Raw genomic sequence first — 14,528 nt, 5'->3', positions numbered from 1 at the left:
CTTGGTGATTAGGGTGAAACAGCTAAGGATTCATCCTGGCCAATTTTGGCTAATTTTTGCCTTTTTTTGACGCTTTCTGCATCTTCACTTGGCCAGTTTCCAGAAACTTTGGGTTTCTAGAGGTTCCTCATTCTCAGGAACTGCTGATGTTTTGCCCCGGCTGAGACCCCCTAAACGGTGGCTTGTTGTGCGGCCCAGCTTTCGGGGGTAAAGGTCTTGAGGGCGAGGGCATGAAGCGCCCCGCTGCGGAGATCTTCATTCAGCGCGCCATAGACCAGTTGGTGTTGCTGGACACGGCTTTTGCCCGCGAAGGCCGCAGAGACAACGATCGCCTCGTAGTGGTCGCCGTCACCCGCAAGCTGAATTTCTGCGTCGGGCAGGTTGGCCTTGATGGCAGTTGTGATGCGATCGGGCGTGACCATGGTTGCTGTTCAAAGGGATAAAGATTGAATCCGTTTTTCGTTAGAAAATTACGGGATCTGATAACCCCGCCCCAAAAGGACGGCATTCTTGATTGTAGTCGGCATTGTAGTCGGCCACTGGACAAGCGGTGCTGGAACCGGGCGATCGGGCTGGAGATTCCCCCTACACAAACCCTACATAAAGCCCAGACCCATGGGTTCTTGCAGGCCTTTGAGGGGAGAATCGATCGCCCCCGGTGGGAGGTTCTTGGCCTGAATCAGAACTCCAAAGTTGCCGAGACCCGTGGGATCGATGAGGCGGTGCAACACATCTCGACGGTGCAAGATTTGCTGAAAATTGATCGCTTGGGCGATCGCCCCGCCCTGACTGAGGGCCATTAGTCGATCGCCCAAGCCAAGGGCCATTAAAAACAAACTTTGGCGTGTGAATCCTAGGGTTTGCAGGCCCTGTTGTTCGCCCCAATGTTGCAGGGCGCTGAAGTCCACGTGGGCCGTCAAGTCCTGCTGGCCCGGCAACCAGTAGGGATCGTTGTGGTGGGCGTGGCGGGTGTAGCACTGTAGCGTGCCGCCCGATCGGCTGGGGTGGTAAAACCGCTGCGCATCGTAGCCATAGTCAATGGTGAGCAGGTAGCCCGATCGCAGTCGATCGGCCAAGGTTGCCAACCAGTCCAATGCGGCCAAGTTCACCTCTGTGCAATAGCCCTCGGGATAAGCACCCTGAGCAAAGTCAATGTTGAGGGTCTGGAAATAGGTGGCTAGCCGCTCCGTGGACAGGGGCCCCACGCAATCGCTCAGGTGTCCTTCGGAGGCGGTGACGTAACATTCTTGGAGCTGCCCCCCTTGCCAAATCACCCGATGAACAGGGAACGCATCCACCAATTCATTGGACACAAAACAGCCGGTGATCGAGTTGGGGGCGATCGCCTCCCAGGTGACCCAAACGACCCGATCGCCCGCCGCTGGACAGGCCGCCAAGCGCGATCGCTGCACAGCCCTGAGGGCCGGCGAAATTTCCACAATTCGATAGGTGGTGGCGGCCCAACAGTCTGGATGGGCCGTTCGCAAATGGGTGAGCAAATCCGCCGCCATCACCCCTTGGCCGGCTCCCATTTCCACCAGGTCAAAGGCAGACGGACAACCCAGCCTTGCCCAACATTCGGCCACCTGATCGGCCAACAGTTCCGCAAAATCGGGGCAGAGGTGGGGCGAGGTGACAAAATCGCCCTGGGGGCCAATGCCAACCCGATCGCCCGATCCCGCGTAGTAGCCCACCTGGGGGTCATACAACACCAGGGCCATGTAGTCGGCAAAGGTGATTTGTCCCCCGGCGGCAGCCAGGCGATCGTGCAAGGTCTGGGCCATGGCCGGGGCGATCGGGGGCGGATCTCCGGCCGCGGTTCCGGCTGGGCCTGGGGCCCCGTGGCGCGACCAACCTAGCAAATGGTTCGCTCCAAAGCGTTCAAACTGGGGATTCGCAGCACATCCCCATCCCGTTCAATCAAGCTCTTTTTTTCCAACTTGGTCAGCACCCGGGTCACGGTTTCGCGGGCCAGGCCACTAAGGCTGCTCAGTTCGCGATGGGGCAAGTTGGGAATCTCCACGCCCCGATCGCTGCTGCGGCCCTGACCCTCCGCCAAAAACATCAAAATATCGGCCACCCGCGATACGCTGTCGGATTCCCGCAATCGCAACCGCCGGTTCACCTGGCGCAACCGCCGCCCCATCAGTTGGGCCAACTTGATGCCCGCCTGGGGTTCCGTTTCCACAAGGGTAATAAAGTCTTGGGCGGGAATGCTGCCAATGGTGGTGGGGGCCAAGGTAATGGCATCGGTCGATCGGGGCACTTCATCGAGGGCCGCCATTTCGCCAAAAATTTCACCGCGACCCAGAATATTCAGGGTCACTTCCTTGCCTTCCAGGTTGTAGGTGCGGATTTTGACCCAGCCTTCCAAGATGAAGTACACCGAACCGCCCCAGTCATTTTCCAGCAGAATGACTTGGTTCGATGGGTGGGTGCGGGTGACAACGTGGGCAGTGGCTAACTCAACGGCATCACGCGGCAGCGCCCGGAAAAACGGAGCCGATTCGATGAGCCGCTCAATGTCCGCATGGGTGTCACGGGAGGTGGGACGGTCTTCCATGGGGTGATCGCGAGAGTCATTCACAGAATACTCGATTGTGCCGAGTTTGGTGGCGACTGAATGCTACGGAATGCTACCGGTTTCTGGGTGGAATCCCAATTCCAGTGATTTGTTTGTATTAATTGTTACTTGGGTTGTGGCAGGGGCTGCGGAGGGCTGGCCGCGGCCAAGGTCTGAATCAAGATTTCAGCCAAGATCCAGCTATCAGGGTGAGTATTATTGACTACGACCTAATTCACGACCTAATTCACGACTCCCTAGCCAAGGCAACATCTAGCCTCAAAGCGATGATTACCCTTTCTTCAGATGAAATGCGCTAGGTCAAAATGCGTTAGGCCAAAACGCGGTTTTCAAACTCCACAATTTCTTCAATTCCCCGATCGCGTGCAATGAATTCCTGCACCAATTGGCGATAGTCCCGCAGGGTCAGCTCCACCCATTCTCGACTGGGGCTATCAGCAATTAAATGCACCAGGGGTTCACTGGCATCGGGCAGCACCAGGATCCAACTGTCCCGCGCGCGATCGTGGACTTTGATCCCATCAATCATTTCCAAGGTGCTGGGCGAGTGGGATTCAACCAAGTGGCGCATCAAGGCTCCCTTCACCGTCCAGGGACAGCGCACCGTGAAGTATTTGTGATAGATGCGGGGCAAACTATCGGCTCGCAAATCCGCTAAGGTGCGCTCTTGAATTGCCAATAATTCGATGAGTTTGGCAACACAGAACATGGCATCAAAACCCGGGTGCAATTCTGGAAAAATGAAACCCATATCCCCACTGCCGCCCAGCACAACGTTGGGATAAGCACGGCAGGTTTCCATCAGGGCGGTGGGATTACATTTGGTGCGAATGACGCGGCCATCGTGGCGGCGGGCAATTTGTTCGATCACGCCCGAAGCCCGCACGGGAACCGCCACGGACGATCGGGGATGGGCCGCCAACACGGCCTCCACCATCAATGCCGTCAGCGCCTCCCCCCGAATCAGGCCACCGGCTTCATCGGCCAAAATTAACTGTTCCCCATTGGCCAAAATTTGGGCCCCAAAGGTGGCGGAAATCGCTTCCACCACGCGGCCGAGTTGCACCAACAGGGCTTCTCGGCCATCGGCATCGGCCACCATTTGGGTCAAGCTGGCATTTAGCACCACCGCTTCGCAACCAAACTTACTCAGCAGTTGGGGCAAAATAGCACCGGATACGGAATAGGCATAGTCCACCACCACCTTGGCGTTGCTATAGCGAATGGCCTCTAGGTTGAGGTGTTTTTCAAAGCAACTGCGGTAGATTTCAAGGGTTTGGCTGGGGTAAAAAACATCGCCAATTTCGTCAATTTGCACCCGGCGCAAATCTTCTTTGAAATAGGCTCCTTCGATTTTTTTCTCTTTGCCTTTGGAGAGGTTAATGCCCTTGTCGTCAAAAAATTCAATGGCGGCGCGATCGGGTCGATCGGGATCAATGCGCACATGCACACCGCCCACCACTCCCAAGGTGGGCACAACACTGCGAGCTACGGGAATCGGTGTGGCCTCCAGGTTTTGGACATTGACTCCCACGGACATCAGGCCGGAAATGAACGATCGCGTCACCATCCGCGAGATGCTGCGTTGGTCGCGCGAAACGGTCACCTGTGCGCCCGGTTGCAGGGTGGAACCATAGGCGGCTCCCAGTTTGACGGCAAATTCTGGCGTGATGTCAATGTTGGCTAAGCCAGCTACGCCGCGCTGACCAAACAGGTTGCGGTGGGCGGTTTGGCCCCAAATTAAATCCAAATTGAGGATGGCTCCCGATTCAATGTGTTTGCTGGGCCAAACACGCACCAGGCTGTTGATTTGGGACTCTTCGCCCACCATGGACAGGGAACCGATCGCCACGCCTTCAAACACCCGGGCCCGGCGATCGATTCGCACCCCTCGGGCGATCGTGCAGGCGTAGAGGTGGGCTTCTTCGCCAATAATTGCCCCGTTCCAAATGATGGGGCGCTTGAGATCCGCTTCGGTGCCGATCGTGACGTTATCGCCAATGACCGTGCCGGACTCGATCGTGGCACGGGGGCCAATTCGGCAGTTGTGACCAATCAAAACGGGGGGCACAATTTTGGCGCGATCGTCGATCGCGGTATTTTCGCCCACCCACAAACCCGGCGAAATCATTTGATAGGCGAAATCCAGTTTGACCTTGCCGTGGAGGGCTGCATAGTGGGCTTCGCGATAGGTGTCCAAATGCCCCACATCGCACCAATAGCCCTCGGCGATATAGCCATAAATGGGTTCTCCTTCGGCCAGCAGCAGGGGAAATAAATCTGTGGAAAAGTCCGCTTCCTGATTACGTTCTAGATGGCGCAAAACTTCCGGTTCTAGAATATAAATTCCCGTGTTAATTGTGTCTGAAAAAATTTCGCTGGCCGATGGTTTTTCCAAAAAACGAACGATTCGCTGATCCGAGTCCACAATCACGGCCCCAAACTCAATGGGGTTGGGAACCCTTGTCAACACTAGGGTCGCTTTCGATTGCTTTTGGCGATGGAAGTCGATCGCTGCTTGTAAATTAAAATCCGTGATGCTGTCGCCGCTAATGACCAAAAACGTGCCGCTCAGCCACTCTTCCACGTTCTTCACTGAACCGGCCGTGCCAAGGGGTTGATCTTCCTCAACGGCATAGCTTAAACGCACACCAAAATCTGACCCATCTTGAAAATAGTCCCGAAAAATATCGGGTAAATAGTGCAGGGTGGCGATAATTTCAAAAATGCCGTGGCGCTTGAGCAGGTTAATAATATGCTCAGCGATCGGGCGGTTCAAAATGGGAACCATTGGCTTGGGTAAGTCACAGGTCAATGGGCGCAGGCGCGTTCCAGAACCACCAGCCATTAACACTGCGCGCATAGCCACCTCCCGATCGGTGATTGCAAAATCCAGATCAATCGCGATTTATGCCGAAATAGGGGCCCGCAGCAAGAAGTTTTGGGCTTAATTGCACGAAGTGCGGCTACTGCCCGATCGGCTGAGACTTAAACCGGTTCAGTTTCATTATGGCCCGGTTCTTCGATCCCTGAGCCGCTCGATCGTGCTTCGCAATGGTGGGGTTAATCTTCGATCCAGATCGCTCTCGATCCAGATCACCCTTAACCCACTGAACCCCGATTTTCCCATTGCCCAACTGCCCATGGCCCGAGCGGCCACCATCAGCGGCCACAATCAACAGCACCCACCAGTTTCCTAAAAAGAATTCTTGAACCAGCCTCTTCGCCAAAAATACAGCACCAATCCACAGGCAGTGACAATCATCACCAACCAACAGACAAGATAGCCATAGCGCCAATTCAATTCTGGCATATTCCAAGGCGAAGTTTCGGTATTGAAATTCATGCCATAGATCCCCGCCAAAAAGGTGAGGGGAATAAAAATTGCCGAAACAATTGTTAACACCTTCATGATTTCATTCATGCGGTTGCTGACAGCGGACATGTATAAATTCATCAGGTTCACAGTCAATTCTTGATAGAGCGTGACCACATCCAAAATATCCGTGGCATGTTCATAACACTCTTGCAAATAAGCCCGCACGTCTGGGCTGATTAGGGGATGTTGTTCGCGCATCAACAGGGCGATCGCGTGGGTTTGGGGAGCCATCCACCGCCGTAGGGTTAACAAATCGCGCTCAATCATATAAATTTCGCGCATTAATTTGCGATCGGGTTCAAACAAAATGGCGCATTCCAATCGTTCAATTTCCTGGGCGTAATAATCCATGGCGGGATAGCACCCATCCACGATCGCATCCAAAAGGGCACATAGCAAATAATCCGATCCCATCCGCCGAATAATTCCGCGATCGGTTCGCAAGCGTTCTCGCACGGGTTCTAGGGCATCGTGCTCCGATTCTTCTTGCACGGTCACAACATAATTGCTGCCCAACAAAAGGCTGACTTGTTCTGTGAAATAACCGCCACCTTTGCCCCTGGGCGACAACATATGCACCAACACCAAGATGCGATCGTCCTCAAATTCCACCTTGGGCCGTTGGGGCACATTGGCAATATCTTCCAAGGTGAGGGCATGGAGGCGAAACACTTGCCCCAACTGGCGCAACACCTCCTCGGAACCCAGCCCTTGCACATCCAACCAAGTGACCGATCCGGAATCGAGCAGGGGTTCACAGTCAGTGGGGGCAGCCAAAAGTTGCCGCTCCCAGTGAGTGCGACTGTAATCAATGGCGATTAGCTCCGACGGGGCGGCATCGGGGTCAATCCGCAATGTCCCCGGGGTACTGCCGGGTTCTTCGGCAAAAAAGTCTTCGGATCCGTCCTGGGTCCAGGGAAAAACGGCGGGCTGCACGATTTGCGCAGGAATGCCAAACAGCTTGGAGCGCCGCTGACCACGCCAGAGTTTGAGGCGACGAGGAATGGCTTGGAAAGGCATGGGGGATTTTGATCGGGTTTGCACCCCCATGTTGCCAAAATCACCCCAATTGCCAAGGGGGGATTAATGGCAATCTTGGGGCGATCTTGGGGCAATTTTGGGGCGATCTTGGGGCAATCTTGGGTTGAAATCCTGAAGACAAGAGGCTAAATTTTCTTGCCTGCGATGGTTTGGACGAAATCATTAGCGATCGCCCTAAACAAGCGCCCTCGATCACCGTCCTTGATCGTCTGATGGGATCTCAAGTGGGCAGGGGAGCCGGTTGGCTGATCATGTCGGAGTTCAGGGGTTTGAGCCGGCCGCTGGCGACCAGGGCTTGGTAAAGCATGACGACAACTTCCGCCCGGGTTGCGGTGCGATCGGGATCGAGCCGCTGGGGATCGGGATAGTTCACCAACAACCGGCGACGCAGGGCGGTGGCCACCTTGGGTTGGGCCCAAGCGGGAATCGCCGCACGATCGCTCAAGCTATTGAGCACCGCCACGGCTTCATCGGCCCACCGCAACCCGCTCACCAAGGCCACGGCCACTTGCAGCCGCTTGAGGGGGCCATCGGGCTGAAATTGATCGGCTCCCATGCCCGAAAGAAACTCGGCCGCATAGGCCTGCTCAATGGCGCGATCGGCCCAGTGACCTCGGGGCACATCCCGAAACGCCTTGGCAGGTCGCCGGGCTAGGGGTTTGATGGCGGCAGTTACCAGCACGGCAAATTGGGCCCGCGTCATGGGGTCATTGGGGCGAAAAGTGCCGTCTTTGTAGCCGCTGATCCAACCCTCGATCGCGAAGGCTTCCACAAAATGCCGGGCCCAATGTCCCTCCAAATCGGCAAACAGGGGCAAGGTGCTGGGGTCGATCGGCTGCACAATATGCTCGGAATTTAGCGGCGGAACGGTTCCCCGCGCCGCCAGGGCCTGGTGAATCAGGGTCGCCAACTCTCCCCGAGTGAGGGGATCTTGGGATCGAATCTGGCGTTTTTGGGGATAGTTCACCACCATGCGCCGCTCTGTGGCCGTGGCGATCGCCCCCGTTGCATAGGGAGGAATGGTGGCCCGGTCTTGGTACAGCCCCAGCAGTTTCAGATCGCCCGCCGGTAACCCCAAACCATTCACCAGAGCGGTCATGGCATCGCCGCGCCGAATTTCCGCATTGGGCAAGAAGCGATCGCCCTGATAGCCCGTTAAGAATCCCATCCGCCAGGCCTTTTGCACCGCCCCATGGGCCCAATGGTTGCTGGGCACATCCACAAACGATCGCTCCGCCCTCCGCAGGGGTAAATCAAATGCCCGACCCAATACCGCCGAAAACTCCGCCCGGCTGATGGTGTTGTTGGGGCGAAAAGAGCCGTCTTCATAGCCCCCCATGACTTTGCGATCGCGCAGGATCTGAATGAAGTCTTTCGCCCAGTGCTCGGACACATCATCGATCGGGTCGGGTCGCGGGATCGGCAACGGATTAGGAAACATGTCCTTTTCAAAGTCCGCAAACTTTTGGGAGAGGGCCTGCCCAATCCCGTAGATGGTTGGCAACTGACCCCGCGTTTTCAGAATTTGATTGACCTCCACGTTGGTCACATCGGCCAAGTTGCGCCCCCCTTGAATGGCGATCGCCGCCGCAATCCCCAAACCTTGGCCCACGCCCGCATTCAACTCCACAATCCGCCCGGCCGCCGGAGCAATGCCGAAATAACCAGAAGCCGGACTCACCACCGCCACATTGGGCACGGATTTAGAAATGGCGTGGCGAATGCCGTAGTTAAACACCGGCACTGGCTCCGCCAAAAATTGCAAACTCTTGTGATTTTTAGCCAGCGCTTTTTTGCCCAGGCCAGGAATGCCGCCCCGCACATCGAATTTGTAGCAGAACGTGCCTAGGGCCTCACGGGTGGGCAAACCGCCCGCCAGCATTTGGGCCCCAGAAAAGGGGTGAATGGGATCGACCATGCTGCCGGCATAGCGAATGTACAGCTCATGGGCCGGGGTCACGGCGATTTGTTGCCCAAAGCTCTTGAGCCACCGACTCACATGCTCCACCTCCTGCTGCATCCGGGCGGTGGGCAGTCCGGCATTTTGGGCCAAGGCTTCCGCTTCGTTGGCGGTCACAAAACAAAGCAGTGCGTTCCAGGACATGCGCCCGCCTGGCAGCACGGCAATGTTCGGTGAGTCGAGAATGAATTTGGTTTGCTCCAAATTCCAGGCGGTTCCGCGATAGGCGTGATAGAGCACCGAGAGGACATGGCAGCGCACATCGATGTAGTCGGGGCCAACCACCATGGTCATCGGTCGGCCGGCACTATCTTGCATTCGGGAGATGAACCACTGCACGCGCTTGGGATCGCCGCCGGCCGCGATCGAGAGATATTTTTGAGCTTCGGTATCCTTGGGATTACAGAATCGTTGGATCCAACCTGCCTCGGCCCGGCGCAGGAAGTCTACGGTGAGGCCCTGGGTCTCGAAAACCAGCGAAACGGGCAGGGCCGAATCGGGTAGCCCCAACGTGCCAAAGCCTCGGACGGTCAGGCCCTGGGCCCTTTGCAGGAGGCCCGCATTCACGGTGGAATCGATGAATTGCTTGGCTTGGAAGGTGTCGCCATCGTCGGTGGTGATGGACAGGAGCTGATCGCCCGTTTTTTGAACGCGGCTGATTTTTGCCTGGTCAACAATATCCACGCCCGCTTCCAACAGCATTTCCCGCAGGGCCCGATCGCCCTTGCGCCAATCGAGGCCCACTTCCACCACGCCCGATCGCTGCAAGAACTCCTGATATAGGCTGGCGGGATCGCCATAAAGACCCATGCCGTATTGTTCCCGAAGCTTAGGGGAGAGGTGGGTGCGGTCTAGGTAACACAGTTGTCCTCGGATTAGGTGGCCGCCCACGCCATAGCTGGTGTCGCCGGCCGTGAGCAGCAGGGTTTTGAGTGGTTGACCGCCCGATCGGGCCCGATATTCCCGGGCCGCCGCCACCAGGGCCAGAACCCCTGGCACTTCATCACCGTAACCAATCAGGTCATAGTCCCGAGTCATGGCAGGATTCACCGACGTTGCTTTGCTGGATTGCTGGACTGGATTGCTGGACTGGATTGCTGGACTGGATTGCTGAACTAGATTGCTGTTCCGCAGGGTGCTGCGGCGTGGTGGGGGGATCTGGGATGCTTGGTTGAGGGTGGGTTGCGGCCGATTGCCCTTGCTGATCACGCCTCAAATCACGTTGGGCGATCACGTTGGGCGATCGCGCACAACTCCCCATCCAGCCCCGATCGGCTCCCGATCGATCCCCGATCCCCCCCGATCGGCCTAAGCCGAAAGAACGTAGGGAGAATTAATGGCCGTTAACGATCCATCCCGATCGCGCAGGGCCTGGTACAACATGGCCGCCACCTCCGCCCGCGTTGCAAACCGCTCGGGAGCAAAGGTGTTGGCACTGGGGTAACTGACCAACGCCTTGCGCTTCAAAACAGCCGCCACCTTGGGCCGGGCCCACTTGGCCACCGCTTCTCGATCGCTCAAGGCCGCCAAATCCGCCTCCGTGCCGTCCGGCCAATCCAAGCCACTGGCCAGGGCCACGGCAATTTGCACCTTTTGCAACGTGGCATCGGGGCTGAAGGTGGTTTCCGACGTGCCAGACATAAAGCCCGCCCGGTAGGCCTGCTGGATCGCCGCATTGCCCCAGAAGTTGGAATTCACGTCCGTAAAAGTTTTGCCCGGTCGCTCGGCCGGTGGATTAAAGACCTTGGCGATCGCGCTGGCAAACTGGGCGCGGGTCATGGTGGCATCGGGACGGAAGGATCCATCGGGGAAGCCCCCGATTAGTCCCCGATTCGCCAAGGCCTCGATGAACGGCTCTGCCCAGTGGTTGCGCGTGTCCGTAAAGGCCGGCAGCTTGGTATCGGGCTGTACGATGTAGGGCGATGTGAGGGCCGACGCTTGGTTCAGCAACACCCGTGCTTGATAAATCAAAGCGGCCACTTCAGCGCGGGTAATGTCTTCTAGGGGACGCAGGGCGTTCAGTTGGGGATAATTCACCACCAGGCGATTGGCCGTGGCCGTCGCGATCGGGTTGGTGGCGTAGCTGGGGATTTGCGCACGATCGGCAAAATTCCCCAACAGATTCAGCGATCCACCCGACAGGCCCAAACCATTGGTAATGGACAACAGGGCTTGGGTGCGGGTCAAGTTCTGGCCCGGGCGGAAGCTGTTATCTGGGAAACCGGAAATGAAGCCCATTTGACTGGCCTTAGCAATCGCCCCGATCGCCCAAAAACCCGCTGGCACATCACTAAAACCAATGGGAGGTTTGACCAGCGGGCGATCGAACGCCTTCACCACCAGCGCCGCATATTCCGCCCGCGTCAACTTGTTATTGGGCCGGAAAGAGCCATCCTCAAACCCCTTCACCACCCCCTGGCTGATCAAAGCCCGAATGAAGGCCTCTGCCCAATGGCCCTTCAGATCGTCGATCGGGGTGGGCACAGGAACCGGCGTGGGTACGGGAACCGGCGTGGGAGTTGGGGTCGGTGAGGGGCCCGGCGACGGAATTGGCACGGGCGTAGGCGAAGGCGACACCGAACCGGACGAGGACACGGATCCCAACACCGTGCCAATCTGGTTGCCAACGGCCACGATCGTGTTCGTGGTGGCGTTTTGGATGTCGTACTTACCGTTCGCCCGAAACACATTGTTGCCCGGTTGGCCAGTGCTGCCCAAGTCCGGCAGGGCCTGATTAATGACCGTCAGACCGTCATCTCGGTTGTTCTCGATCGTGTTGTTGCGCAAAATGGGGCGGGCCGTTTGGGAAGCCACCACACCGCTACGGTTCCCTGTAATCACATTGCCGCTGATCGTGGGGCTGGCGTTGCCCCCCACCGCAATCCCAAATCCCGTATTTCGGAAGGTGTTGCCGCGAATTGTGCCGCTAGAGTTCCGGTCGATCGACAAGCCATTACCGGAGTTGGTTTCAAACAAGTTCCCTTCCACCAGGGGCACACTGGAACCGCTGACGAACACCCCTTCCCGGTTGGAGTTCACAAAGGTATTGTTGGCGATCGTGGGGCGAGCCGACTCTACCCAAGCCGCCGTTCCCCGAGTTTCCGGATTAGTCGCCGTCACCCCCCGCAGGTGGGCATCATCCGTCAATAGAAAAAGGACATTTTGACCCGCAAAGGTGGGGCTAACATAGCGGCCACTGCCCCGCACCAAAATGCCGCCGCCCTTCGTTCCTTCGTTGCCCACCACGGTCACCCCCGAAGGAACCGTCAGCGGAAATTCTTCGCCGCTGGTGCTGCTGTAAGTTCCCGCAGCCAGTTGCACCCGATCGCCCGCTTGGGTTTTGCGCAGGGCCGCCGCAATGGTCTTCAGCGGCGCACCCTGGGATCCATCAGCGCTGTCATTACCGCTGGTCGGGTTCACATAAAACGTCTGTGGCATGGTTGATATCGATGCTGTATTAACAACGGATGAAGGTGCTGCGGCCCCGGGCGAGGCGATCGCCCTTAAACGCCCTTCAACGCAGGTGGCGCAAGTTTGGGCCCAATTTGGCCATGGTAACGTTGCGATCGCCCGTACGGGCAGGGGGGAGCCGGCCTCCAAATTGGTGGCCACCCGGTCTCGATCGGCCCCGAAGCAGGGGCCCAAAAAAAACCGGCGCGATCGCACCGGCCGCCTACACAGGATCCATCAGGCTTTGGGTCAGCAACCTGCGCCTAGAAATTCTGCAAAATGCGCTGGAAAATATCCATTCCCGAAACCGCCTGCCAGCCAAACAGTCCCACAATGGCCACATTCAAACCAATGTGGGCATAGCGGGCCCAATCTTGCCCCTTTTGCATCAACGGTGAAAGGGCCGCCGACACCGCAATCAGCCCCGTCATCCCCAAGCCCGCCAACAGGTGCGGCCCCACAAACAGCTTGTTGTTATTGATATAGGTCGCTGCCATCCCCCCGATCGTCCCCAACACCATCAGCGCCAAAATCAACGAACCGATTTGGTAGTGGCGATTGGCAAACTTCCCCTTAATCAACTCCTTGCGCACCTCCGCCTCCGCTGTCCGAGTCCGACGGGCCTGGACTCCCAAATACAGTGCATAAACCGTCAGACCCAGCAACACCCACATCAAAATCGGGTGAAACAAATTCAAATAGGGCTTAATGTCTTCGGGAATCAGATTCACGGTGTTTCTCCTAGTCGTCGCAGTTGCGGGCAATGTTACTAAACTTAACGCAGGGTGAGGAGAAATTTTCGTCGGTTTCGTTCCCCGGTTTGATTTCCCCACCCTGAGCTTGAACCAAAGTCGCTAGGAGGCGGCCCATGGCCTTGGCGACCCGCAGTTTTCCCTTAAATTGAGTCGATTCACCCTATTCAGGACAGCTCATGGATACCCTGACCGCTATTCAGCAACGTCGCGCCGTCAAGCATTACGACCCCAATCATCAAATGTCTGAATCGGAAATTCAGACCCTAATGGAACATGTGTTGCTGTCGCCCACATCGTTCAATATTCAAAATTGGCGATTTGTGATTGTGGACGATCCCGAATTGCGCCAACAAATTCGGGCCGCCTCTTGGAATCAAGCCCAAGTGACCGATGCGTCCCTGTTGGTGTTGTTGTGTGGAAATTTGAACGCTTGGCAACAGCAACCGGAACGCTATTGGCAAAATGCCCCCGAAGCGGTTCGCCAACAACTGGTGCCGATGATTATTCAGTTCTATGAGGGAAGCGAGGCCCTGCAACGGGATGAAGCCATGCGTTCCTGTGGGATTGCGGCCCAAACCTTGATGTTGGCTGCCAAAGCCATGGGCTACGATACCTGTCCGATGATTGGTTTTGATCCCCAGGCGGTTGCTGACATTATTCAGCTACCGGCCGACCATCTAATTGGCATGATGATTACGGTAGGCAAGGCCGTGCAACCGGCGCGGGGACGGGGTGGCCAATTGCCCCTTTCAGAGGTGGTGATTCGCAACCAATTTCCCAGTGCTTAACGTTGAAGATTTGATCCTTAGAGCTAATTCATAAAGAGAAGCTAAAGCCGACTTGGCAGCTCTAAATTCGGTTTTAGGCTAGACCTACCCGAAGTATCACCCAGCTCATGAGTCGTCTCCCGGTCATTGCCAATCCTACCCGCAAAGCCTATCCCAGTGATTTGAGCGATGATGAGTGGGTGCTCCTCCAGCCGCTGCTGCCCGCTCCTAAAGGCTTTGGACATCCGATAGAAGTTGATTTCCGAGAAATCCTCAATGGCATCTTTTACGTCCAGCGCACTGGCTGCCAGTGGGAAATGCTGCCTCACGATTTACCCCCTTACAGCACGGTCTACCATTACTTCCAGAAATGGCAACGGAAAGGAATTTGGCAGCAAATGCATGACCAGATGCGAGAGCAACTGCGGAGCAAATTAGGTCGTTCAGAGCAATCTAGTGTCAGTATCGGTGACTCTCAGTCGGTGAAAACGACGGAAAAAAGGGGGTGGTCTACGGCTTCGATGGTGGCAAAAAGGTTAAGGGACGTAAACGCCACATTATCGTTGACTCGCAAGGGTTCCTAATGGGGGTG

9 protein-coding genes and 1 pseudogene are annotated in these 14,528 nt (G+C 56.7%); 2 read left to right on the top strand and 8 right to left on the bottom strand.

Annotated features, from left to right (window positions below):
• Positions 1 to 170: 170 nt before the first annotated feature.
• From H6G53_RS00050 to H6G53_RS00015, 8 genes are all read right to left on the bottom strand, one after another.
• Positions 171 to 422: a BolA family protein gene (locus H6G53_RS00050; protein WP_099535582.1), complete on the bottom strand. Its 252-nt coding sequence runs from the start codon at positions 420 to 422 to the stop codon at positions 171 to 173.
• Between the two features lie 174 nt (positions 423 to 596).
• Positions 597 to 1,862 carry a class I SAM-dependent methyltransferase gene (locus H6G53_RS00045; RefSeq protein WP_242030765.1) on the bottom strand — a complete coding sequence of 422 codons (1,266 nt, stop codon included), beginning with the start codon at positions 1,860 to 1,862 and terminating at the stop codon, positions 597 to 599.
• Entirely contained in the window at positions 1,856 to 2,563 is a 708-nt protein-coding gene (locus tag H6G53_RS00040) for a Crp/Fnr family transcriptional regulator (protein ID WP_099535580.1), read from the bottom strand. Before H6G53_RS00040 ends, H6G53_RS00045 begins: the two co-directional genes overlap by 7 nt.
• 331 nt (positions 2,564 to 2,894) lie before the next feature.
• Complete coding sequence (locus tag H6G53_RS00035) at positions 2,895 to 5,447, bottom strand: mannose-1-phosphate guanyltransferase (RefSeq protein WP_190530524.1); 2,553 nt, start codon at positions 5,445 to 5,447, stop codon at positions 2,895 to 2,897.
• 333 nt (positions 5,448 to 5,780) lie between these two features.
• The gene (gene corA / locus H6G53_RS00030) at positions 5,781 to 6,983 is read right to left on the bottom strand and encodes a magnesium/cobalt transporter CorA (RefSeq protein WP_190530523.1); all 1,203 of its coding nucleotides are present in this window, start codon (positions 6,981 to 6,983) and stop codon (positions 5,781 to 5,783) included.
• A gap of 241 nt (positions 6,984 to 7,224) precedes the next feature.
• Positions 7,225 to 10,002, bottom strand: coding sequence for an S-layer homology domain-containing protein (locus H6G53_RS00025; protein ID WP_190530522.1), 2,778 nt, complete (start codon positions 10,000 to 10,002; stop codon positions 7,225 to 7,227).
• Positions 10,003 to 10,272: 270 nt separating this feature from the next.
• Positions 10,273 to 12,630 carry an S-layer homology domain-containing protein gene (locus H6G53_RS00020; RefSeq protein ID WP_347343104.1) on the bottom strand — a complete coding sequence of 786 codons (2,358 nt, stop codon included), beginning with the start codon at positions 12,628 to 12,630 and terminating at the stop codon, positions 10,273 to 10,275.
• Between the two features lie 47 nt (positions 12,631 to 12,677).
• Complete coding sequence (locus H6G53_RS00015; protein WP_190355342.1) at positions 12,678 to 13,145, bottom strand: DUF4079 domain-containing protein; 468 nt, start codon at positions 13,143 to 13,145, stop codon at positions 12,678 to 12,680.
• Positions 13,146 to 13,345: 200 nt separating this feature from the next.
• Between H6G53_RS00015 and H6G53_RS00010 the strand changes: the two genes are divergently transcribed.
• Both H6G53_RS00010 and H6G53_RS00005 read left to right on the top strand, forming a co-directional pair.
• Positions 13,346 to 13,957: a nitroreductase family protein gene (locus tag H6G53_RS00010; protein WP_190530521.1), complete on the top strand. Its 612-nt coding sequence runs from the start codon at positions 13,346 to 13,348 to the stop codon at positions 13,955 to 13,957.
• Between the two features lie 107 nt (positions 13,958 to 14,064).
• Positions 14,065 to 14,528, top strand: a pseudogene (locus H6G53_RS00005) (IS5 family transposase); the annotation flags it as partial.

Origin of the sequence: Limnothrix sp. FACHB-406, assembly GCF_014698235.1 — a bacterium.
GTDB lineage: Bacteria > Cyanobacteriota > Cyanobacteriia > CACIAM-69d > CACIAM-69d > CACIAM-69d.
Note: the sequence above shows the minus strand (reverse complement) of the source record. Positions and strands in the feature narration are given on the sequence as shown.

Excerpts from the sequence above, each read along its gene's own strand:
- H6G53_RS00050 (WP_099535582.1), bottom strand. The coding sequence starts at position 422 with ATGGTCACGCCCGATCGCATCACAACTGCCATCAAGGCCAACCTGCCC.
- H6G53_RS00040 (WP_099535580.1), bottom strand. The coding sequence starts at position 2,563 with ATGGAAGACCGTCCCACCTCCCGTGACACCCATGCGGACATTGAGCGG.
- H6G53_RS00035 (WP_190530524.1), bottom strand. The coding sequence starts at position 5,447 with ATGCGCGCAGTGTTAATGGCTGGTGGTTCTGGAACGCGCCTGCGCCCA.
- corA (WP_190530523.1), bottom strand. The coding sequence starts at position 6,983 with ATGCCTTTCCAAGCCATTCCTCGTCGCCTCAAACTCTGGCGTGGTCAG.
- H6G53_RS00025 (WP_190530522.1), bottom strand. The coding sequence starts at position 10,002 with ATGACTCGGGACTATGACCTGATTGGTTACGGTGATGAAGTGCCAGGG.
- H6G53_RS00010 (WP_190530521.1), top strand. The coding sequence starts at position 13,346 with ATGGATACCCTGACCGCTATTCAGCAACGTCGCGCCGTCAAGCATTAC.